This is a genomic window from Shewanella sp. Shew256 (genome assembly GCF_002196695.1).
Lineage (GTDB): Bacteria > Pseudomonadota > Gammaproteobacteria > Enterobacterales > Shewanellaceae > Shewanella > Shewanella mangrovisoli.
In genome coordinates, this window is sequence record NZ_NAJR01000005.1 from 300626 (window position 1) to 323466 (window position 22841).

General features: G+C 47.3%; 20 protein-coding genes and 1 pseudogene. 8 read left to right on the forward strand and 13 right to left on the reverse strand.

The window, feature by feature from the left end; all coding sequences use genetic code 11:
* Positions 1-131: 131 nt before the first annotated feature.
* The gene (locus B5P39_RS11845; protein ID WP_088211646.1) at positions 132-1355 is read right to left on the reverse strand and encodes a multidrug effflux MFS transporter; all 1224 of its coding nucleotides are present in this window, start codon (positions 1353-1355) and stop codon (positions 132-134) included.
* 482 nt (positions 1356-1837) lie between these two features.
* Here B5P39_RS11845 and B5P39_RS11850 point away from each other — a divergent pair.
* Positions 1838-3712 (forward strand): annotated as a pseudogene (locus tag B5P39_RS11850) (choice-of-anchor I family protein).
* A 132-nt stretch (positions 3713-3844) separates the two neighbouring features.
* On the opposite strand, the gene B5P39_RS11855 reads toward B5P39_RS11850, so the two are convergent.
* Entirely contained in the window at positions 3845-5203 is a 1359-nt protein-coding gene (locus B5P39_RS11855) for an aminotransferase-like domain-containing protein (RefSeq protein ID WP_088211647.1), read from the reverse strand.
* A gap of 92 nt (positions 5204-5295) precedes the next feature.
* Between B5P39_RS11855 and B5P39_RS11860 the strand changes: the two genes are divergently transcribed.
* Both B5P39_RS11860 and B5P39_RS11865 read left to right on the forward strand, forming a co-directional pair.
* Positions 5296-5922: a LysE family translocator gene (locus B5P39_RS11860; RefSeq protein ID WP_088211648.1), complete on the forward strand. Its 627-nt coding sequence runs from the start codon at positions 5296-5298 to the stop codon at positions 5920-5922.
* Positions 5923-6115: 193 nt separating this feature from the next.
* Entirely contained in the window at positions 6116-7873 is a 1758-nt protein-coding gene (locus B5P39_RS11865; RefSeq protein ID WP_088211649.1) for a SulP family inorganic anion transporter, read from the forward strand.
* Between the two features lie 90 nt (positions 7874-7963).
* On the opposite strand, the gene B5P39_RS24940 is transcribed toward B5P39_RS11865, so the two are convergent.
* Positions 7964-8188 carry a hypothetical protein gene (locus tag B5P39_RS24940; RefSeq protein ID WP_088211650.1) on the reverse strand — a complete coding sequence of 75 codons (225 nt, stop codon included), beginning with the start codon at positions 8186-8188 and terminating at the stop codon, positions 7964-7966.
* A 121-nt stretch (positions 8189-8309) separates the two neighbouring features.
* A complete protein-coding gene (locus B5P39_RS11875) occupies positions 8310-8981 on the reverse strand; it encodes a glutathione S-transferase (protein ID WP_088211651.1) in 672 nt (223 codons plus the stop codon).
* A 274-nt stretch (positions 8982-9255) separates the two neighbouring features.
* Between B5P39_RS11875 and trhO the strand changes: the two genes are divergently transcribed.
* The 3 genes from trhO (at position 9256) to B5P39_RS11890 (ending at position 11644) form a co-directional block, all read left to right on the forward strand.
* Positions 9256-10248, forward strand: coding sequence for an oxygen-dependent tRNA uridine(34) hydroxylase TrhO (gene trhO, locus B5P39_RS11880; protein WP_088211707.1), 993 nt, complete (start codon positions 9256-9258; stop codon positions 10246-10248).
* Between the two features lie 482 nt (positions 10249-10730).
* Positions 10731-11195 (forward strand): hypothetical protein, encoded by a 465-nt coding sequence (locus B5P39_RS11885; protein ID WP_088211652.1) that lies wholly within the window; start codon positions 10731-10733, stop codon positions 11193-11195.
* Positions 11196-11287: 92 nt separating this feature from the next.
* On the forward strand, positions 11288-11644 hold the full coding sequence (locus B5P39_RS11890) for a hypothetical protein (protein WP_254915771.1): 357 nt from the start codon (positions 11288-11290) through the stop codon (positions 11642-11644).
* Positions 11645-11786: 142 nt separating this feature from the next.
* Here the strand turns inward: B5P39_RS11890 and crr are convergent, their stop codons facing one another.
* The 5 genes from crr to B5P39_RS11915 all read right to left on the reverse strand — a co-directional run bounded on the left by crr (position 11787) and on the right by B5P39_RS11915 (position 16584).
* Complete coding sequence (gene crr / locus B5P39_RS11895; protein ID WP_011622534.1) at positions 11787-12296, reverse strand: PTS glucose transporter subunit IIA; 510 nt, start codon at positions 12294-12296, stop codon at positions 11787-11789.
* 72 nt (positions 12297-12368) lie between these two features.
* The gene (gene ptsP, locus B5P39_RS11900; RefSeq protein WP_088211654.1) at positions 12369-14072 is read right to left on the reverse strand and encodes a phosphoenolpyruvate--protein phosphotransferase; all 1704 of its coding nucleotides are present in this window, start codon (positions 14070-14072) and stop codon (positions 12369-12371) included.
* Positions 14073-14104: 32 nt separating this feature from the next.
* Positions 14105-14362, reverse strand: a complete 258-nt coding sequence (locus B5P39_RS11905) for an HPr family phosphocarrier protein (protein ID WP_011717205.1) — start codon at positions 14360-14362, stop codon at positions 14105-14107.
* A 23-nt stretch (positions 14363-14385) separates the two neighbouring features.
* Positions 14386-14781 carry an ACT domain-containing protein gene (locus tag B5P39_RS11910; RefSeq protein WP_088211655.1) on the reverse strand — a complete coding sequence of 132 codons (396 nt, stop codon included), beginning with the start codon at positions 14779-14781 and terminating at the stop codon, positions 14386-14388.
* A 165-nt stretch (positions 14782-14946) separates the two neighbouring features.
* Positions 14947-16584 carry a methyl-accepting chemotaxis protein gene (locus B5P39_RS11915; protein WP_011717203.1) on the reverse strand — a complete coding sequence of 546 codons (1638 nt, stop codon included), beginning with the start codon at positions 16582-16584 and terminating at the stop codon, positions 14947-14949.
* Positions 16585-16933: 349 nt separating this feature from the next.
* On the opposite strand from B5P39_RS11915, the gene B5P39_RS11920 reads away from it, so the two are divergent.
* A complete protein-coding gene (locus tag B5P39_RS11920; protein WP_011717202.1) occupies positions 16934-17650 on the forward strand; it encodes a DUF3334 family protein in 717 nt (238 codons plus the stop codon).
* Positions 17651-17867: 217 nt separating this feature from the next.
* Complete coding sequence (locus tag B5P39_RS11925) at positions 17868-18908, forward strand: LacI family DNA-binding transcriptional regulator (protein ID WP_088211656.1); 1041 nt, start codon at positions 17868-17870, stop codon at positions 18906-18908.
* Positions 18909-19014: 106 nt separating this feature from the next.
* Here the strand turns inward: B5P39_RS11925 and B5P39_RS11930 are convergent, their stop codons facing one another.
* The 4 genes from B5P39_RS11930 to B5P39_RS11945 form a co-directional block, all read right to left on the reverse strand.
* Complete coding sequence (locus B5P39_RS11930) at positions 19015-19653, reverse strand: 3'-5' exonuclease (protein WP_088211657.1); 639 nt, start codon at positions 19651-19653, stop codon at positions 19015-19017.
* Positions 19654-19823: 170 nt separating this feature from the next.
* The gene (locus B5P39_RS25140) at positions 19824-21131 is read right to left on the reverse strand and encodes a methyl-accepting chemotaxis protein (protein ID WP_088211658.1); all 1308 of its coding nucleotides are present in this window, start codon (positions 21129-21131) and stop codon (positions 19824-19826) included.
* A gap of 533 nt (positions 21132-21664) precedes the next feature.
* Positions 21665-22327: a class I SAM-dependent methyltransferase gene (locus B5P39_RS11940; RefSeq protein ID WP_088211659.1), complete on the reverse strand. Its 663-nt coding sequence runs from the start codon at positions 22325-22327 to the stop codon at positions 21665-21667.
* 80 nt (positions 22328-22407) lie between these two features.
* A complete protein-coding gene (locus B5P39_RS11945; RefSeq protein WP_088211708.1) occupies positions 22408-22788 on the reverse strand; it encodes a hypothetical protein in 381 nt (126 codons plus the stop codon).
* Positions 22789-22841 lie beyond the last annotated feature (53 nt).

A 22841-nucleotide genomic window follows, 5' to 3' on the forward strand; every position in this document is an offset into this window, starting at 1 on the left:
GAAAAACGGCACTCAAGGTTCTATATATAACCTGAGTGCCGTTTACTTAGAAAACACTTAATCTTTTACAAATCAACCACAAAAGCGATGAATACCACAATTGCATTGTTTACGTGGCATAAAGATGCAGATTACTCCTTCGGCTTGGCTTGGTGAGTCGGTCGGTTAAATTGACAGAATCCCACCAACAACACTGCTGTCAGCATTAATGCCGAGAAGGGCACTGCGGTGCCATTGTAAAACAGCGCGAGTAATGGCCCAGCAAGGGCGCCAAAACCGAATCTTAGAGTGCCAATCACTGCCGTTGCAGTGCCCGTTTCCTGCTTGAATTTCATCAGCACAATAGCATCGGCGTTGACCGACATGATGCCAAGGCTCCCCATCAGCGGGATCAACATCAATACGGTGAAATGATAACTGAGTCCCAGTAAGTTCACTCCCAGTAAACCTACCGCCGCCAGCGCGCCGAAGAAGGTCGACACGTGCAGCATCCTCAACGAGCCATAACGGCCCACAATTCGGGTATTGATAATATTTGCCAGCATCAGCGCGCCCACATTGGTACTAAAGAGCAGGGCGAATAAGGATTTATCTAGGGAAAAAACCTCCATATAGACAAAGGGCGACGCGGTTAAATAACAAAAAAACGCAAAAGAGGTAAGCACGCCACTGGCAATGTTCATTTTGACGCCGGGACGTGAAAACACAGTAGCATAAGCCCCTAAAAAGGATTTTTGACTGCGGCTACTCTGATCTTTATCGCTCGGCATTCTGAGCAACGTAATGACCAACAACAGCAACAACATGGCATAGGCCGATTGGATAAAGAAGATCAAATGCCATTCGCCAAGCTCGAGGATAAGGCTACCGATGCTGGGTGCTAATAATGGTGCTAACATCATGATTAAACTGACATAAGACATACCCTTAGCCGTGTTTTCACCATAGACTTCTTTGATATACCCAGGGACGACCACAGTGGCCGCAGCGCCGATAAAGGCTTGTAAAAAGCGCAGTCCTAAAAACACTTCAATCTGCTCGGCTAAGCCCAATAACAGGCTGACTAACATAAAGCCCGAGAGACCCATTATCACCATAGGGCGACGACCAATACGGTCTGCAAGTGGGCCAAAGCACAGCATACCCAGGGCATAGCCGCCCAAGTAAACACTCAAGGATTGCTGCACTAAGGTGATATCGGTATGAAAACTATGGGCGAGGGTTGCCATGGCGGGCAAATACATGTCGATCGCGAGCGGCGTGATCGCAACAATAGCGGCGAGCATAGGGATCAGCAGGGCCAAATGGGGAATATTGCTCGGTTTAGTCGGATAGCTTGACGGTTGTGGGTCCACAGTTACCTCGGGTGGCGAAAGAAGGCGATATTAAGTGTTATGTCACTGGAAAACCGAAATTGTAGGGTAACAATTTTGCCTAATGGCGACTCATTTTGCCTCAATTAACATAGCCTAATTTCGCCATGAGCATTGGAGGTGTATAGGGAAGAAATGAGTGACCAGCGTAGACTCAACCAACAGTTGAACTGAATGAGAGGTCTTGTCATCGAGTATAAGGATATTAAGCCATAACATAGTAAAACGCTCAGGCAAATAAACCAATCTCGATGACGATATCTTTACACTTAAATTGTAACCAAAATCGCTTTACTGTCCTTGTATTACATTGATGTGCTCAGGCATGCCTTAGCGTCATTCATTCGACTGAGATTGTCACTCCAGTGTCATCTGTATGTCATCTAACCGTCTTGAATGCGGATTAGTTTAATGGGCTTTAGCTTAACCCTACGACTAATAACAACACATTCAGGAATGATGCAATGAACACAAAACGACTGCCGCTGGCCGGTGCGATACTGGCAAGTTTACTCCTTGGTGCCTGTAATGGTGATGACGGTACCAATGGTGAGCAGGGGGATAATGGCTTAAATTCATTAGTTAACGTGACCGCACTCGCCATAGGGGATGCGAACTGTCCTGCCGGTGGTCAACGTATCGATACCGGGCTTGATGCGAATCGTAATGGCGAGTTGGAAGAAACTGAAATCGATACGGCGCAAACACAATTTATTTGCCAACCCCAAGCTGCGGGAGTTACAGCAGAGCTGATTGGCCGCCATCAAACGGGCGTTTATGGCCTGAGTGCAGCTGAGATTGTCGAATATCACAGTGCTTCTCAGCGTATTTTTGTGGTTAATGCGAGAAGCGGTAAAGTCGACATTATCGATGCGCACTTACTTGGTAATGTGACCACGGCAACTGCGCCATTAGCCTTGAATAATCTTGATAAGCTCGGCGAGCTGGATGTTGCTAAAGATGTGGGCTTAAGTTTTATGGGCAGCGTTAACAGCGTCAGTATTTCTGGTAACTTGTTAGCGGCGGCTATTGAGCGCGGCGATGCGGCGGGCAATAAGACTCAAGCCAATGGTTATGTGGCTTTCTATCAACTTAATGGCAATGACACGCCGCAGTATCTCAGCGCGGTATAAGTCGGTGCATTACCGGATAACGTGGTCTTTAGCCATGATGGCAAAACGGTACTCGTTGCCAACGAAGGTGAACCAAATCAAGACTATAGTATCAATCCTGAGGGGAGCGTAGCGATTATTGCCATTGCGGATGGCAAACCCGCAGCGACGGCAACGCTCGTGACATTCACCGAGTTTAATCAGGGTAATGCTCGCTATAATGAAATCACCAAGGACATTAAAATCAATGGCCCTATGGCTACTGTCGCGCAGGACTTAGAGCCTGAGTATATCAGTGTCAGCCCCGATAACAGCCGTGCCTTTGTGAGCCTGCAGGAGAACAATGCCATCGCCGTGATTGATATCGCCAATGCCAAAGTGGCGAAGATTTTACCTTTGGGACTGAAGGATTACGGTCTTGATGTGAATAAAATTGATGCAAGTGACAAGGACGATATGATCAACCTTCAGGCCTATACGGGCGTGTATGGCATGTATCAACCCGATACCGTAGCGAGTTACCGTTGGAATAATGCTGATTTTATTGTTACCGCAAACGAAGGAGATTCCCGCGACTATGCGGGGTTTTCGGAGGAAGCCCGTGCCGGTGACTTAACCTTAGATCCTAATCATCCACAATTTGCCGCCGCGAAAGATAAGACCCAATTAGCCCGTTTAAAAGTGACTAAGAGTATGGGGGATGAGGATAACGACGGCGATTATGACAAAATCGTGAGCTTCGGCGCGCGCTCCTTCTCAATCTGGACGGCCGATGGTCAACAGGTGTTTGACAGTGGCAGCGATTTTGAGCGGATCACCGCAGCCTTATTAGGCAATAACTTCAATAATAACAACGAAGAAAACAAAGGCGATAGTCGCAGTGATGATAAAGGACCCGAGCCTGAAGCCTTAGCCCTAGGCAAAATTGGCCAGAAACTCTATGCCTTTATCGGGCTTGAGCGTACCTCTGGTTTTATGATTTACGATGTGACCAATCCCTTTGACGTGCATTTTGTGGATTATGTGGTAAATCGTGATTTTGAGGCGGATTTCAGCATAGATACAGATACAGGCGAAGTGAAAGGCGATGCCAGTTTGGCGGGAGATTTAGGGCCAGAAGGCATGAAGTTTGTGAGTGCCGAGAAGAGTCCAAATGGTCAGCCTCTGCTGATTATCGGCAATGAAGTCAGTGGCACAATCAGCGTGTATCAGATTAAGGTGCAATAGCCACAGCTTGTGTTCAAGGTGCTATAACGTTACATCTCGACACCTAAAATGCTTGTGATTAACCAAGTTTAAAACGCCAGAGCATTACTCTGGCGTTTCTTTTTGCTTCTTTCTCGCGATAAAAATGCAACGTTAAACGACTGAATAGGCGTTTTGCTTGAGGGCGTTAAAGGTGGATTCGATACATTCGAGCGCAAGCTGGAATTGGGTATCGTTTTCGGCACCGCCTAAACTTAAACGGATAAAGTTATCATGGCAGTTAAAGTCATCCCCATTACGGATCAGCACGCCTTTGGCGGCTAAGGCGGTCACTAGATGATGGGCTTTAATGTCTTCGGGCAACTGAACCCAGCCATTTAAACCACGCCAGCGTTGAGTTAACCCCAGCCTGTCGCCCAATGCCATGCACTGCTGCTGACGCTCGCGAATAATGGCATCGCGATTGGCGGTGATTTGCCCGCGCTTGATTAGCTGACAGGCGAGCTCCACATTGAGCGGCGACACCATCCAACATTGGCTGTGGATGGCGAGGCGCAATGGGGCGATGAGCGGGTCGGGCACGAGAATAAAACCTTGCCTTAAGCCCCCTGAAAACAGCTTAGACAGGCTTGAAATGTAAATGACCCTCGGCACATTCAGCGTCTGTGCTAACTGCCACAGCGGAGGGCGCCATTCTTCTGGGAGGCAATAATTCACATCATCTTCAATGATATAAAACTGGTACTGCTCCGCGAGTGATAACAGTTTTTCTCTCTGTTGCTCACTGTATTGAATACAAGTGGGGTTTTGATTGTTAAGGGTTAAATACACCAGCTTAGGTTGGTGGATTTGCACTAAGGCTTCGAATCTAGCGAGGTCGACCCCGTCAGAGGTTAACGGCACGCCAATGCTATTGATACCTAATTGTTTTGCGCAAATTCGCACTCCGGGATAGCTGTACTGCTCGTGCAGTAGTACCTCGCCCTTGGTGAGGAAGGCATTTAGGCAGGCAAAAATGGCCTGTTGGCCACCATGGGTAAAAATCAATTGCTCGGGTTGCTGTTCAATCCCGCGTTGTAAAAGCCAGTGGTGAAATATCTGTTGATGCTGGTCTAAGGGGCTGGCGCGATAGCCAAGGAGTTGACTCAATTTAGCCGGATCCTTAGCCAGTTGGCTTAGGCAATCACTCAGGGTACTAATTTGATCCGTCAGCGGCTGCTGACACGTCGCCATATTGAGCTGCAAGTTACTGAGCTCTGGCACGGGAGAGGCGTTGACATAAGTCCCATCACCGACACGTGCTTCCACATAGCCGCGCTGCTCCGCAAGGGCGTAGGCCCGGGTAACAGTACCTATGGTCACCCCAAGTGCATCGGCTAAACGCCGTTGTGGTGGGAGTTTTGTGCCATGGGGCAGGACTTTACGCAAAATGCCTTGCTCAATGGCACTGACGAGACGTTGATATTTAGGTCCAGTAAATGCCTCTAGATCCGGTGTCCAAATTGTACCCATGACAATAAATCCATTGATCTCCGTTAATCTACCTATATTATTTATTGTATCGTTTATTGTCAAATATTGTATGCGTACAATTTGAGGTGTTTATGGATATTCAACTTGTCAATGACCCACAACTCTGGACTTTAATGGCCTCAGCGGCACTCTTTTGTGCAACCATGACCATGACTCCCGGTCCGAATAATATTTTACTCGCCAGCTCCGGCGCTCATTTCGGGGTGATGCGCACCATTCCACATATCGCGGGGATCCGCTTAGGCTCGACTTCTCTGCATCTGTCGGTATTACTGGGGCTTGGGGCTTTGTTCGAGGCGTTTCCAGTGTTGCACCAAGTGCTAAAGTACGCGGCATTAGTGTATTTACTGCATCTTGCCTATCGATTAGTGACCTCTCCCGTTAAGGCGGCGCATTTGGATGAAGGGCGTAAGCCGATGAGTGTGATGGAGGCGGCGCTGTTTCAGTGGATTAATCCTAAATCTTGGATGTCGACCATTACCCTTTGCAGTGCGTTTACTTTAGGGGGCGATGGTTTTTGGCTCAGTGCGGTATTGGGCGTGCTGGTGTTTAATCTGGTGGGATTTCCCGCGTCCTTCACTTGGGTATTTGTGGGCGCCGCTATCAGTAAAAAGCTGAATACGGATAAACGTCGACGTCATTTTAACTGGTTTATGGGCAGTTTATTGTTGGTGTCCTTATCTATGATCCTGCGTTAAAGAGTGCTAATTGCGCTAAAAGCTTAAATATTCTGGGATACTGACTCGCGTAAGGATTGGCTTTATGCCATAACCAACATACTATTGGTGGCTTTTTTAGGTAACGGCCTTTTGGGATCCCATTGAGGCTTAGTTATACTTAGCCACCGCAAGTTAGTGATTAACTTGGGAGTGAGTATATGGAGGTTACTGCGTGAAGTTTCCCAGTTTAGTATCGTTAATGCCCGGTTTGGCGCAGATGCTGCAGTATGAGAAGCAATGGCTCAGGGATGATGTGAGGGCGGGATTATCCGTTGCGGCGGTTGCTTTACCCGTTGCTATCGCCTACGCCCAATTGACCGGGGTCAATGCCGCCGTGGGTTTATACTCCTGCGTGCTGCCTATGTTGGTATATGCACTGTTTGGCACATCTAGACAATTGATTGTTGGCCCCGATGCCGCCACCTGCGCCGTGATTGCCGCCGTGGTGACGCCGCTTGCTGCTGGCGATAGCATGAAGCACTGGCAACTGGTGATGACCATGACGGCGATGACGGGCTTTTGGTGCTTAATCGCCAGCCGTTTTCGCCTTGGGGTATTAGCAGACTTTCTCTCCAAACCTATTCTGATGGGGCTACTCAATGGTGTGGCGATCACCATTATCGTTGGCCAATTCTCAAAAATTTTTGGTTTTACCTTCGATGAGCGTTATTTAATTGAGCGCTTATCCGGCGCGCCTTCCTATTTAACTCGAACCCACTTGCCTACCTTGCTGATGGGAGTGGTGACCTTAGCAACCTATGCCTTAGTGAAACGATATCGTCCTCAGTGGCCAGCCTCTATGTGTGCGATGGCGATGGCGGCGTTTTTAGTCTGGGCCTTTAATTTAACCAGCTTAGATATCAATGTGGTGGGTGAGGTGAGCGCGGGCTTGCCATCGTTTCAAGCGCCTGTGTTCGATATCGGTATTGCCCGTGAACTGGTGGTGCCCGCACTCAACTTAGCCATGGTGAGCTTTGTGAGCATGATGCTGACGGCGCGCAGTTTTGCGGCGAAAAATGGCTACGATATCGATGCGGATAAAGAGTTTCGTGCCCTTGGGATTGCCAATATCGCCTCCGCGTTATCCCAAGGTTTTGCCGTCAGTGGCGCCGATTCGCGCACTGCGGTTAACGATGCAAACGGCGGTAAGAGTCAGTTGGTGTCCATCATCGCAGCGGTCTTAATTGCATTAGTCGCGCTATTTTTTACCGCGCCACTGAAATATATTCCCAGTTCTGCGCTCGGCGTGGTATTGGTGATTGCTTCGATTTCCTTGATTGATTTAAAGGCGCTGTGGAACCTGCGCGTGCGGGACCGCTCCGCCTTTTTACTCGCCTGTACTACCTTATTCTCGGTGCTGTTTATTGGGGTTATTCCAGGCATTACCTTGGCGGTATTGCTGGGCTTATTCCAATTTTTAGCGACCGTGATGCGCCCAACCGATCAAGTGCTCGGGCTGGACCAAAAAGGGGTGATTCGCAGTGTGGATGATTCTGGCAAAGCCAAATCTGTACCCGGCGTGTTTATCTACCGCTTCAATTCGCCGTTAACCTACTTTAACGCCACTTACTTTAAGCGCCGCTTATTGGAGAAGTTTATCCGAGAGCCAGAGCCAGTGGATTGCATTATCATCGATGCCGTGCCGTGTTTTACTCACTTAGATTTGAGTGTGATGGCCATGCTTGCGGATTTACATCAACTACTGAAGAAGCGCGGCATACGCTTAGTGTTAGCCGGTCGTAAACGGCAGATGCTCGGTTGGTTTGAACAAGCGGGAATGCAGTCCGGTGAAGGTGGTATCTTGATCCGACCCGATTTATATCTGGCGCTGAAAATGAACCAAAGTTACAAACAAGCGTTAGCCGAGGGACAGGCGCCGGTGATCAAAAAAGATCCCGAGGATGATGTGTTATTGCACAGTCATTTATAGAAGTAAACCTAATAAAAAAGCGCGATATTGTTCGCGCTTTTTTATGGCTCATTCAACACCCTTAGAAAACATCGGTGAGCTTAAATTAACTTAGTCATTTGGCAGTTTATCTAAGGGGATTAAACCGTGGTAGGCATAGTAGCCTATGGGTCCTAAAAATAAACTCAGTAGGCACCAGAGGCATTTTTTATTGGTGCTAAGGTTAGCTTGACTCTTAAATACCCTACGCGCAAAGACGCAATGTAGTAGGGTTAGCCCTATGAGCATCGCAATGATGTTAATATCCGTATTTTCCAAGTACCTGATCCCTGTCATTCATCGTGATGATTTAGCATAAAATGTTAAAAACGGTTGAGTTACTTTACCTAAGTGCTACGTACTTTACTCGAACATTTTACCGATTGCTATTATGTATATCAAAAATAAACGTTAATTCTTATTCACTTATAGACGTTCCTAACAAGTAAGTCGGCGGATTGCCAGCTTGCCAGATCACATATTTTTCCATTGCTTGTAGAAATATTTCACTGCTGGTTAGCGCCGTTAACCAGCTCATTAGGCGTGGAAACGCCACTGTCAGATCACGTTTGCTATCCACCGCCGTAAATTGGCGGATAAAAGGCACAATCGCAAAATCAGCTAGGCTTAACGTGGGGCCGATTAGGTAAGGATGTTGCTGAAGCTGTGCTTCGAGTCGTTCAAGAAAAGTGCTGGCCTTGTGGAAATAATCCGCTTGGGTGTATTCAGGATAACGGTCGGCATACTTGTACTTATCCAGCCAAGGTTTAAATTCAACATCATTCTGCGCGATAAGCTCAGCAATCAAATTTTGCGCTGACGCGGTTTCTCCGAGTAACGGCTGTGCGGCTTGTGAATGCGTATTTGTCAGTGCCCAGCGCATAATCTCTAAGCTCTCGGCAATAACCTCACCCGTAGGGAGCTGTAATACCGGCACTGTGCCCTTGGGGGAGATGGCTAACATTTCTGTGGGTTTTGCTTTAAGGGTGATTTCCCGCACTTCTACCTGGCACTGGCCGAGCAATAGACCAAGGCGAGCGCGCATGGCATAAGGACAACGGCGAAAACTGTAGAGTATAGGTAAGGGCATAGTCGTGTTCCTTAAAGCAATCATAAAAGCGATGTCGCCACTGCAGCGGCTTAAAAGTCGGCAATAGTAGTGACTTTAAAACAGAAATACTGCGTTTATTACTGATTTTTCCACCGTTTGGCTTGTAAATAAACAATGACCTTGGTTTTTGTCTGTGTTTATCTGACTGTGACTCAGGTAGAATTTCGGCCGATTTTTGCGACCCAGCCTAGGCTTAGGTTGGTTATTAGTTAGTGCACTGGAAATTAAGTTCCAGCCAGCAGTTGAGGGTGTTATGTCTAACGTTGTTGTTTGTGCTTTATATAAGTTTGTTTCATTACCGCATTTTGAGTCGCTGCGTGAGCCACTCCTGTCCATGATGGAGCAGGCCGAGATTAAAGGCACATTATTGCTGGCAAATGAAGGTATTAATGGCACTGTGGCTGGCTCTCAAGCCGCCATCGATGCACTGCTGGCTTGGCTGAATAACCAAAATGGCCTCGAAAACATCGTTTACAAGTTATCCTTTGACGATGAAATGCCTTTCTACCGCACTAAGGTGAAGCTGAAAAAAGAAATCGTCACCATGGGCGTTGAAGGTATCGATCCGCTTAAAGTGGTGGGCACCTATGTAAAACCACAGGACTGGAACGCACTGATTTCCGATCCAGAAGTCATCCTAGTGGATACCCGTAACGACTATGAAGTGCAAATTGGCACCTTTAAAAATGCCATTAACCCAGTGACCGAAACCTTCAGAGAATTCCCTGAGTATGTGAAGCAGAACCTCGATCCTGCCAAACATAAGAAAGTCGCGATGTTCTGTACTGGTGGTATCCGCTGCGAAAAATCGACCGCTTATTTAAAAGAGCAGGGCTTTGAAGAAGTCTATCACCTCGAAGGTGGCATCCTTAAGTACCTCGAAGAGGTGAAACAGGAGGAAAGCCTGTGGGAAGGCGAATGTTTCGTCTTCGATAACCGCGTCGCCGTTGACCATGATTTAAAGAAAGGCCAATACGATCAATGTAATGCTTGTCGTATGCCGATCACTGAAGCCGAAAAATTAAGCCCTGCCTATGTGCAAGGCGTTAGCTGCCCACATTGTATCGATAAGATTTCAGACGAGCAGCGCAAGCGCTTCGTTGAACGTGAGCGCCAAGTAAACTTAGCGAAATCACGTAACGAAGCACACATTGGTAGCGATGTGAATCAAGTGATTGAAGCTCGCCGTCAAAAGAAAGAAGCACTGCGCCAGCAATCGGCCGAAAAGAACAAAGCTAAGCAATAAGGTAAGTAATAAGGTTTTACCGATCTCTTGAGCGCGAGCGTTCTCGACTATGACCACTATGGCCCGACATGTTCGGGCCATTTTTTTACTAAATGTCTTAGGGCGTGTTGACGTTTCGAGATTAGATTTTGTTCGTTCTGGCAAGCACGTGCTTGCGAAACGAGGAATGAAGTGTAGTTATTCTACTAAAATGACGAGCGGCTCTTATGACAGAAAGTAAGAGCAAGGGCTTGCCAGACGAACCCTTCGGGCAGCATTTGGCTGACGTTTCTGCTGCGTTATCGTCCGTTTATGTAGAATAACTACACTGCACGGACGTTGCCTTGCATAAAAGTCAGTCAAATTGCTGCAAAAATAACCCGGAAACGTCAGCACGCCCTAGTAACAGTGTTAGCATTTTTAACCCTATGATAAATTTGCCTAAATAAAATCGTGTCTTGGCCAAGTCAGCAGCGCCAGACATCTTGCAGCAGGGATAGGGCATGAGTATTTGGAAAGAGTTATACGACATTTTTGATAAAGAGCGCAGCCGCTGGCAACAATCGACGGCGGGTAAGCAGGCCATCAGCTTCGAATTAAAGGCTAATTTAGGCTTTCTCGCCGATGCCTTGAGCAGTGGTTTACCGCAACAGGCGATAATTCAAGGGCTTGAGTGCTCACTCTTTGAGGCAAAAATCAAAGAAGGTTTAGCGCTGACCAGCCTGAATCGTCGTAAAGTGACACTGAAATTTATCGGTGAATTTGCCGAGTTTGCTAAGTATGTGGGCAAAGAGAATGCCGAGCTGGTGGAGAATGCCTACTCAAAAATCAAATCCTTACAAAAGCTCGCATCGGCAAAACCCGATAACAATTACGATCTTAGAATTAAATCACTGTTTCGGTTTTTGGTGTTTATTGTGGCACATCTTGAGGAGCGGCCGCTCACTCGTCAATCTGCCAAAGACTAATACGTTTCACGCAGGATTCAGCAGAGTGTTGAGCACAAAAAAAGATTACCAATCCAAAGTGCTGCAAGCAGGAGGGTGTTTCAAGGATGAAGATGAATAATACTAAGTGGCGAGAATGTTTGAGTATATTGGCCGCGCATCGGGTTTATCTGCAACTGCGCTTAGTGGGAGATGCTGATTTTTCGCTGGATTATGAAGCCGCCCATCGAGTGATTAGCCAAATAGAGACTCGAGATTTTGTGTTTGTCCGCAAGACCATCCCCTATAAAGACATTGCGGCGCTGCGGATTGTGAAGGATACATTTCCCGCAGCCGAAACGCATAACTTAAACCAAGCAAGTGCGACGCTTTTTACTGCAGAACTTGCTGAGTTAAGAGGTAAGCTGATGCAACTGGGGCAATTACCGCTGACAGAAGATGACGAGTCTATCCTGATCACGGCTTATTGATGCCGCGAATCGGCGCTGGCGAAAACAGTTGAGCAAACCCTGATGTCAGTGGTGGAGAGCTGTGCGTTGTTTGGGAGAGCGACTGGCAGGCAAGGGGCTCTGCCAGTGATCGTTCGTAAGCGGGCGGTAAAGCGGATAACCGTTAAAGCTGAACAGTAAAAATCGCGTCTTTACCTGCGGTGACGCTACCTTGGGCTTTATCTAAGTATTTCACATCTTCCATATTGGCCAGCACAACGGGAGTGAGTAGGCTATCTACTTGATCTTTCAGGTAATCAATATCGAAAGACAGAATGGGATCGCCCACTTTGACCTCTTGGCCTTCCTCCGCTAAACGGCTAAAACCTCGGCCCCTTAACTCTACGGTACCGACGCCAAAGTGCACGAAAAGCTCTAATCCCTGTGGCGATTCGATACTAAAAGCATGATTAGTCTCAAAAATTTTACCTATGGTGCCGTCGATTGGGGCGACAATCGTGTCTCCCTTTGGCGCAATGGCGATACCATCACCCACAATTTTCTCTGCAAATACCACATCGGGGACCTTTTCAATGGCCACAATTTCCCCGTTCACAGGGGCGTAAACCATAATGCCGCCAGCCAGTTGTGGTTGCCCTGATACCAATCGCCTTATTCGGCTTAAAAATCCCATTATCCTGTGCCCCTTCGCTTGTTTTTGTTGTTATCTTTTTAGTCTGTAAAGCAGCATAACCAATAAAATGTATTATTTATAGCTTGTTATACACTGCTGTAGTTCTGAAATTCTATTCTGTTGCATGGCGGTGTGCGCTAACGCAGAAAATTTCGTCAATTGCCCTTGGCAAACTGCGGCCTTCACCTCCAGCAATGCACTTAAGTTTACGCTGAGTTCATCGAGTCCCATGCCGATAAGGAGCGGGACCATCAGCGGCGAGCTGGCAAGTTCGCCACAGAGTGACACTTTGACTCCAGCAGCTTTGGCTTGGTCGACGGTCATCTTGATGAGCCCTAAAATCGCCGGTGACAGGGAAGGGTAATCCCGCGTCAGTTGCGGATTCGTGCGATCCGCCGCCATGGCATATTGGGTTAAGTCATTGGTGCCTATGCTCACAAAATCTAAGCGTGGCAGCATGGAGGCAAGATTCATCACGGCGGCGGGCGTTTCGACCACTATCCCGTAACTGAGTTCACCGAAGCCTTTTTCTTCCTCTTCGAGGGCATCTTGGCATTCGGCAATGAGGGTAAAAATCTGATCGAGTTCTTCAACCTGATTCACCATGGGAAACATGAGTCGAATGGGACCGTGATTAGCCGCCCGCAAAATCGCCCTGAGTTGAGTCTTAAACAACTCTGGATGCGCCAAGGTGTATCTGACACCGCGAAGGCCCAGGGCGGGATTGTCTTCAACTTCCTGGCAGAGGCAGGGCAGCTCTTTATCGGCACCAATATCTAATGTTCTGATCGTAAAGGTTTTACCGCCTAACGCATGCAAGGCTTCACAGTACAGATTGTATTGCGCTTTTTCATCCGGCAGTGTACTGGTGTGCATCAACATAAACTCGGTGCGAAACAGACCAATGCCATCGGCACCCACATCGCCAACATGGGTGATATCGTTCAAGTTGCCCACGTTGGCCATCAGGCCTACGAGGTGGCCATCTTGCGTCTTGGCGGGCACATCTCGGTACGCTTGCAGAGCGGCACGTCGGGCCTGCTCATGGTGCAATGTGACGGTTAAGCGTGCCTGCTGCTCGGGCGCAGGATTAACAAAAAGCTCGCCACTGAGGGCATCGAGCACCAGTGGCGTGCCATTGGGAATAAACTCGGCATCGAACTGGCAGCTAAGAATAGCGGGGATCCCCGCCGCGCGGGCTAAAATCGCCGTATGGCTGGTCAAGCCGCCGGTTTTAAGCACTATGCCGCTGATCTGCTCCTTGGGTAATAACGCAAACTCCGCGGGAGTGAGATCTTGCGCTAAAAGGATCGTAGGCTCAGTTAACTGGGCTAAGCCTTGATCTAAGCGTCCGTTAATAGCAGTGACTAATCGCTGGCCTAGGCATCGCACATCTTGGGCACGATTGGCAAGATAGGGATCGTCTAAGGATTCAAGCTCATTCGCCTGATGGGCGAAGATCCGCTCGACCGCCACACTGGCTGATAACTGCAGGGTGCGGATCGCTTCCTTCACTTGGTCGATAAGCTCTTCATCTTCAAGCAGTAACAAATCGGCTTCAATTAACTGATAGTTTTCGCTTTGTGGGTCGAGCTTAGTTTGGCTGTGGCTGAGTTGTTGTTGCAGCGCCTGTAGGGCTTTGACAAATTTACTCTGTTGCTGCGGGATCCGTGATAGGGGAATAGGACGATAATCGAGGTGGTGTTCGGCCTGGGTAAGGTGGAGCGCCTGTCCGAAGGCAATCCCCGATGACACTATGATCCCCGTAATCGACATATTCGTTCCTATCAAGCTGGCTAAGATGCCGTTTAACTTAAAGTGATGAGCAGTTCCGAGACTTTCTCGACCGCTTCCTGTGCCTGCTCACCTTCGGCAAACACTTTGACTGTGACGCCATGATACAGGCCTAATGTTTGCAATTTAAATAAGCTTTTGGCACTGGCCTGTTTGCCATTGCATTCAACTAACACATCGCAGTTGAAGGTTTTCGCTTCTTTCACTAACAGGGCGGCTGGGCGGGTATGAATACCATGTTTTGCGGTGATAGTGACAGATTTTTCGTACATAGTGGTTTAACTCTTTAGCAATATTATGGCGCTTCGTTCGACTCAATAATCTTGTAACCCGCCTTTTTTAAGGCGGCAACGGCGCTTTGGAGACAATTTTTCTTGACCAAAATATAGTCGGTATCGAAGGTGGAAAGGGCAAAGATACTGATCTGCACATCGGCTAAGGTACCGGATATTTTCGATAAAATGCCTGTCATCGAAAATCCCAGCGGGCCTAAGACTTCAAAACAGCACCAATGGGGTTCTTGCTCTAAACTGTCGACCTCAAGTTCACTCGATACCACGACTGTCAGCCCTTCCTCGGTTCGGCCGATAAAGTACACTTCTTCGGCAAAGACTTCGCTAGGTAGTTGAGCATTCGGGCTAAAACTGTGGATGGTATACTGCCGCGGGTGAACGGCTAAGGTCATGCGCATGGGCGTTCCTCAATCGGCAATAGGGTAAAGTCATATCCTAGTTTATAGCATGGATACCCGTCTAGATTGCATCTAACCTAGTTGAGTGAAGTATTTTAAACTAAAAGAGGACGTTCTAATACGTCCTCTTTGATGGTGGTTGCTCTGATTATCTTATCCGGCGAACTAGATTTTGAATTGGCCTAAGGTATGTGACATATCTTGGCTAATATCCTGCAATGACTGCGCCGCGCGGCTGTTACCTTCATTAGCTTTGACTGAGACTTCGGTTAATTCCGAAATATTACAGATATTGCGGTTGATTTCCTCCGTCACTAGCGATTGCTCCTCGGTCGCACTGGCGAGCTGGGTGTTCATATCGCTGATATGGGCGATAAGCTGCAAAATCGCCGCCATGGCATTACCCGCTTCACGGGCTTTGGCTTGCAATTCATCGGATTGAGTCTGTGTTTGGCTATTGCTCTTCATCACAGAGTTCACGCCCATTTGAATATCCGAGATGATTTTTTGGATCTCGTTGGTAGAGTCTTGGGTGCGATTGGCCAGTGCGCGCACTTCATCGGCGACCACGGCAAACCCGCGGCCATGGCTCCCCGCGCGGGCGGCTTCGATGGCTGCATTGAGGGCTAACAGGTTCGTTTGTTCGGCAATAGAGCGAATGACATCGAGGATACTGCCAATTTGCGCCGAGGATTGTCCGAGTTTTTGGGTGATCACTTCTGATGCCCTTAGCTCTTGCACCAGTTTTTCGGTATCACGCACCGTATCATCGATTACCGCTTGGCTTTGCTGCGCCTGATTCTTCACACTGTTGGCTGCATCGGCAGCCTGCTGGGTGTTGCTCGCCATCTCATGGGTGGTTGAAAGCATTTGATTCACGGCGGTGGCTACGCTACCGGTTTCACGGTGGATATGCTCTGCGCTTTGGTTCGACTCTTCAACGGCCAGCATTAACTGCTTGGCATCGTTATCGAGGGACTGGCCCAATGGCTGTAAATGACCCACCATGTCGCCAATTTTCTGGGCAAACAGGTTAAAGGCGTGGGCTAGGTGCGCCACTTCATCCTTGCCTTGGGTGCTTAAACGTTGGCTTAGGTCGCCTTCGCCTTGGGCGATATCCTCAAGCGCATCGATAGCGTCGTTTAACGGTGAGGTAATGGAATGATTCAGCACCAGGAAAAACGCGAAAATTGGCACAGAAATTAAAAACATGATAATCAGATAATCGATGATCACGGCTTTAAGACTTTGTTTCACGTCGCTTAAGTAGGCACCAGTGATGAGCGTCCAGCCCCATTCGGGATAATAACGGGCTTCGACCAGCTTATCTTCAATGTTCTTCGACACGGGATTTGCAATTGGATATTCGAGCATGGTTTTGCCGTTTTGGCGGGCTAGCGGCAACATAGTGGCAAGGGGATTCGTGCCATTTTGCAGCTTAAAATTGAGCGCCGATGTGCCAATAAGATCGCTGCGTTCGCCATGGGCGAGGATCTGATTATTATCATCGATCACAATAAAGTAGCCGACACCGGCGTAACGGGTTTGGTCAATCAGGTTTGCCGCCGCTTGTTGCGCTTCTGCTTCTGACAGCTTGCCGCTTAGGGCATCTTGGCGATGAATATCGATTACACTGAGGAGGCTGCCGAGCTGGCCATCAATCTGTTGCCACTTTTGCTCAATAAGATTGCTGTATTGCTCTTTAATGGAAAAACTCGCAAAACACACAGTACCTATAGCCGCCATCACTAACATCATCATCAGTCGTTGGAGAATAGTGAATCGGCGCAAGAATGTGATCATGTGGGGTCCTTTAGGCGCAAAAAGAGTGGACATCAATATACCTGCGAATCCCTTCTAAATGAATCATCGTGCGTTAAATTTCGGGTAAACACGTTAAGAATATTGGGATTCTTTGATCTTAAGCAGAATATTGTTTAGCACTGTGACTGATTGATGCTTTTATCGCTAATCCGTGTATCACCAAGGCGAATAAGACGTTAGACTGAATCGCGTATTTTATGAAATTCAAGTAGTTAGCCTTTAGATATACTTAATATTTCAGAACCAGACTGCTAATTAATTGTTTTGGTTTTGATTTTTTATGCTTTTACGCGCAAGATTAATCATCGGTTTAGTTTGAGAATGGATTATGACAACAAACACTATTGTGACTTCGGATGATATTTTACTGAAGTTATGCCACTCGGTCGCCCATGTGTTATCGAGCACCAGTGCCAGCCATGTGAGCCACGCGGGCATGGTGCAAAGCATTACTCGCACCCGCTTAAAACCCGACCTAGGCTGTTTTTCGATTTTTGATGGCGGCTTTTCAGGGTTAGTGGTAATCAACTTTTCTGCCCCTGCGGCCATCGAAATCTATCGCCGCTATATGCTCAATATGGGCATGCCAGAGGAAGAGCTCGCCTTTTCCCACACGTCCGATGAAGTGGGGAACGTGATGGGCGAGTTGATGAACCAAATCTTGGGCGACTTTATTAATAAGGTTTCCAAGGAGCTGCAAACCTCCATTAGCCAAAGTCAGCCTAAAATGTTAACCATAAACAAAGAGCTGACGATTTCTATCGATGCAAACTTAGACGATGCTGTCGCCAGACGCGTGTCCTTTAAGACTGAAAATAATCATATTTTCTACCTCGAATTTGCCATGGATAAGACCGAGTTTATAAAACTCGATGAGTTTGAATACGACGAAGAGTTCGACCCTGACAGCTTGCTCGAACAACATGGTCTTGGCGCTAATGCGTCTTCGCACCCAGATACCGCATCACCCTGGAGCCGTATGACGGATAAACCCGCCATCGCCAGTACGAATGCCGATGATTTGCTCGATGAGTTAGGAATTTAACTTTTGTTTAGCGCTGTTGGGTGTCGGTATAAGCCTTAGTTGTATCGACACTGCTTTGTTAGCATGGGTGAGGGCGTTTGTTGTACAAGCTTTGCAGCCATTTTCATCAAGGTTTTCATCCCTGCTAACTTGTTAGTCAGTTGTAAACCCTTCGGCTATACAAGTCATTCGAACTGTTTTAGTATCGCCTCAAAATAATAATTATGGTGACCTTGCTATGGCATCGAAAGCGACCTCGATTGATATTGCTTATCGTGCTGGTGTATCCCAGTCTACGGTTTCCCGAGCCTTGAGAAATAGTCCGTTAGTCAATTTAGAAACCCGTCAACGGATCCAAGCAATTGCGAAAGAACTCAACTACAAAGTCGATAAAAACGCCAGTAATCTACGCACCCAAAATAGCCACACCTTAGCCCTGTTGTTGTGTGAAGATCCCACCAATGATGATTCACTGATCAACCCCTTTTTTCTGTCGATGTTAGGCTCAATCACGCGGGCGACGGCGCAGCAAGGTTATGATTTACTCGTGTCATTTCAACAACTTTCCAGTGATTGGCATGCCGACTATGAAGATAGCAATAAAGCCGATGGCATTATCTTGCTGGGGTACGGCGACTACATGGATTACGAGCAAAAGCTCGAAAAGTTGCTGGCACAGAACACCCATTTTGTGATTTGGGGCGCCGAGCATAACAATAAATCCGTGTTATCCATCGGGTGTGATAATCACCAAGGCGGCTTAATTGCCACTGAGCATTTAATTTCCCTCGGCCGTAAGGATTTTGCCTTTCTGGGCGGGGCATCGAGTCATTGCCCTGAATTTAGGGACAGATATTTAGGCCATGTCAAAGCACTGCAAACCGCTGGGCTGACTGTCGATCCTCGTCGGCAGATTTCGGCTATCAGCACTGAGGGGGCGGGTTACTATGCTACTTTGGAGTTGCTCGATAAAGGATTGAATTTCGACGCGATTTTTGCAGCCAGTGATTTAATCGCCATAGGTGCGATCCGCGCCTTAAAAGAGAAGGGGATCTTAGTGCCCGAGCAAGTTGCAGTCGTCGGGTACGATGATATTCCCGTGGCGAGCTTTGCCAATCCGCCACTAACCACCATTAAGCAAAATACCCAGTTAGCGGGGGAGATTTTAGTGGAAAGCCTACTCAAGCTTATTCGTGGTCAAGCGGTGAGCCCGCAGTTGATCCCAACGACGTTAGTGGTACGTAGCTCCTGCGGGATTGACTGTACGCCGCTTACTTAAGTCGTATCTAGTTTGATTGAATCATTAAGCCGAGTGTATTGATAACACTCGGCTTTTTTATTGGTTCGATATACTCAACTTGCCTGGTGGAGGACCTAAAATAGGACTAACCTCTGGCGTACTGGCGCAAAAACTTAGGCACCTCGGCCTTTGTCTTAGCCATAATTTTCTGCATCAGGCTAAAGGGCGGCTCAGTAATCGCATACCCTTGTTTAAGATCGGCCAGCATGCGCAGCCATAAATGTCCGGTCATTTCCGCATCTGCCAAGGCGCGGTGATAAGTACCGTTAGTCGGTAGCTGTTTGTGGCGAACTAAGGTCGCGAGTTGATGATTAATGGCCTCAGGATATAAGCGCCTCGCCAGCAGTAACGAGCAACCAAATTGGCCGGGATATTGATGGCCGATCTGGGAAAATTCGGCATCGAGAAAGCGTTGATCGAAGGTGGCATTGTGGGCAACTAAATGATGTTTACCGATAAACTCAGCAAAGCGGACCATGACTTCTGCACAGGGCGCCGCATGGGCGAGCATCTGATTGCTGATCCCTGTGTAATCTTCAATAAAACTGTTTATCCGAAATCCTGGATTCATTAATTCAGAAAAGCGCGCGGTAATTTGCCCTTGCTCAATTAATACTGCGCCAATTTCAATGGCACGTGCCCCTTGATTGGGCGAAAGCCCAGAAGTTTCAAAATCGAGTACGACCACAGTATTGGCGGGCGAATAGGTTGGCGTTTTAGACATAGGCTCCACACATATCAACGTAAGTCGCAGAGGACATTCATACGTTGGCATTGTAACAGAGTCATGGCGCGAGTTCGCACGGTTTTATCCATCAACAGCAAAAGAATACTGCTATTCACTGGTGCTAACCTATTGTTAATTAAGTGTACTCTAAGGTTCATTACCGTTGATTAGGGCCTTAGCTGTTCAACCATAGCGACAAATTGGCTGACACCATTACCGACATCGGCAAGACCGGCGGCGACATGATTGATACTGTCTTCCCCATGCAATGCCACATTGGTGATGTTGCTCAGTTGATGATCGATGTTTTTGATAAGGTCGGTATTTTGCTGAACCACATTCGCGATTTCGCTGGTCGCCGTGGAGGTGCGTGAGGCTAACTTCCTGACCTCATCGGCTACGACGGCAAAACCTCGACCCAAATCGCCCGCTCTTGCCGCCTCAATCGCCGCATTAAGGGCGAGTAAATTGGTTTGTTCTGCAATGCCACGGATGGTGATCACTATGTCGTTGATATTTTTTGATTGTACGAGTAGCTCACCACCAATATTCGAGGCGTTTTTAACTTGCTCGGCAATTTGATGCGAAGTACAGACGGCTTCGTTCAGTACTTGCACTGCATTTGTGGTGATTTGTGAGGTTTGCTCTGACGTCGCCGCCGCCATGTCCACCGCTTGCAGGGCGGTATTGACCCTATGGGAGATATCCGAAGCAAACTTTACGATCTTATACACTTTGTTTGATGCATCACGGATCGGATTGTAGGTGGCTTCAAGCCAAATCACATTGTTATGTGCATCGATGCGTTTAAAGCGTCCGGTGAAATGTTCGCCTGCGGCAAGTCGTTTCCAAAAGTCGGGTCTAATACGGTAAAACTCGTTGTCGCAGAACATCTTATGGTGCTTACCTTGGATTTCATCTAAACGGTAATGCATGATATCCAAGAAGTTTTGATTCGCGGTGATCACTGTGCCATCGGGTAAAAACTCAATAACGGCTTGGGAGCGATCGAGGGCATCGAGAATGGCATTCTTAGCAATGAGGTTAAGTTGTGACGCCGTAACATCATTGGCGATTTTGATGATTTTCACGACGTCACCCGCACTGTTTTTTACGGGGAAATAACTGGCCTCGACATAAACTGGGATGTGGTTTTTCTTTAAACGTTGGAATGTCCCCGTAAACGCATTGCCTGCAGCAAGTTCCTGCCAAAACTTTTGATATTCCAGCGAGCCCGAGTATTGCGTCGTACAAAACATTCTATGGTGTTTACCAAGGATTTCGTTGGCACTGTAACCCATTACATCCAAGAAAATATCATTGGCTTCAATGATTTCACCCTTAGGTGTGAAACAAATATAGGCGGTGTAGGCACGAATCGCCGCCAGTTCATTCTCAAGCGTTTCGGCTGCTGTAAAACCTGATGAATGGCTGTTCGCATCCCTGTTATTTGATTTAACTTTCCACCAAAACATAATGTCATTCCTTTATTAATCATTTGGTTATTAACAAGAAAGCATCACAACGACACTGTGCTATCTGCTTATACACCACAGGTTCATCAAACCTATATGTAGGAGTGAGGTTTAGACGCGTCGTCGAATTAACCTCTTATTAACATATAGTATGATGTTCTTTATATCCATCTGATATTCATTATATTTTTAGCTGATTGTTTAGTGTGCTATTTAGTCGCTCCGAATTGGCTTTCAACAAAAGCCTAGTCTGTCATGCTCCTATTTGCCGAGTTTATAAGCAAAAAATCTACCCATGATCGACAAAGAGAAACAAACTGTGCCTTGATTGGATAGGTTCTTACGCTTTGGGGCTGATTAAGTGATGTTATTTTGTGCAGTAAAGGGCTGCGGTTCAACACAAAGGTAAAGCATTTTTATCGATAGATGATTAACGCAATATTGATTGGTCTTATCGGCTAATAGGGCGGTTGTGAGTGAATCATTAATGATTGCAATGGGCTACGTGTTTATTCGGCTAAGGTCTGCTTAAGCTAGGTACCTGCCTGCGCCAGAATAAAGAGATCCGTTGTAGCTGTTGTTCCCTCAGCTGTTGGAAAGAGCTGGCGCTTGACATCTCGTATCTGAAAACCATTGGCGGCAAGTTGTTGTTCAATAAAATCATATTGATGGTAATGCACATAGACACTGTCGCCAGTGCTACCAGTTTGTAAACCAGAACGGCTATCTTCACCTTCCATGGTGCTCAGATACACTATGCCCTGCGGCGCAATCAGGGCGCGAAGATGTGCAAAAAACGCGACCAGATCCGTTTGGGATAAGTAAGGCAGTGCAAAGCCGCAGGCGATAAGATCAAACGGCGGCATGTTTCGGTCAATAAGCTTATGAAGATGACGGCAGTCCATGATCTCAAAGTGACCTGAGGGGACATTTTGTTTCGCGAGCGTAATCATTTGCGGGGCGAGGTCGATACCAAAAACCGTTAATTTAGCTTCCTTCGCGACCAGATATCGACTGATACTGCCCGGCCCACAACTGATATCGAGTAGGCGACTGTCTGCGGTGAGATAGCTCAGGAGGCAATCATAGGTTTGGGTGTATTGGGCAAATTCCAGATATTTGTCCTGATACTGTTTGGCATATTTATCAAAGGTCGCCACTGTGATTTGATAGTTATCTTTTACTTGCGCCTTCAAACCTTGCTTCCTTTATCAGTGACCAAAGACTTTGATGATAATCAGTCTATTACAATGCATTTCAGCCCAACAAAGTACGATTAGACTGGATAATCCAAATCGAGGTTGATATTGAGCCCTAACTGATAGGCGTGGTTTTGCATCAGCCTCGTCATTAACGCGGTATCCGTTAGTTGCGACAAGGTGATGGGGCGAGCCTCCCATCGCGGCGCGTGACCCGCATAATTGCAGTGGGCAAGGTATAAGCGGTGCTGACTCTGATACAGGGTAAAAAAACGCATATCACAGTTTGCTGCAACGGTTAAATAAGGTTCAAAATCAAGCTCGTATACTTGCATTGCCTCAAATTCTGACCAACGAATATAACGTGAGCATTCGTAGCATTGTGCGGGTAATTGCGCCTCAGCTTTAATGCCATCAAATAAATTGATGACATCTTGCAGCTGATGCAATTTGATCATGGCTTGTTCCGTCAATCTTAAGATCCTTTTACTTGTTGATTCTTAATGTTACT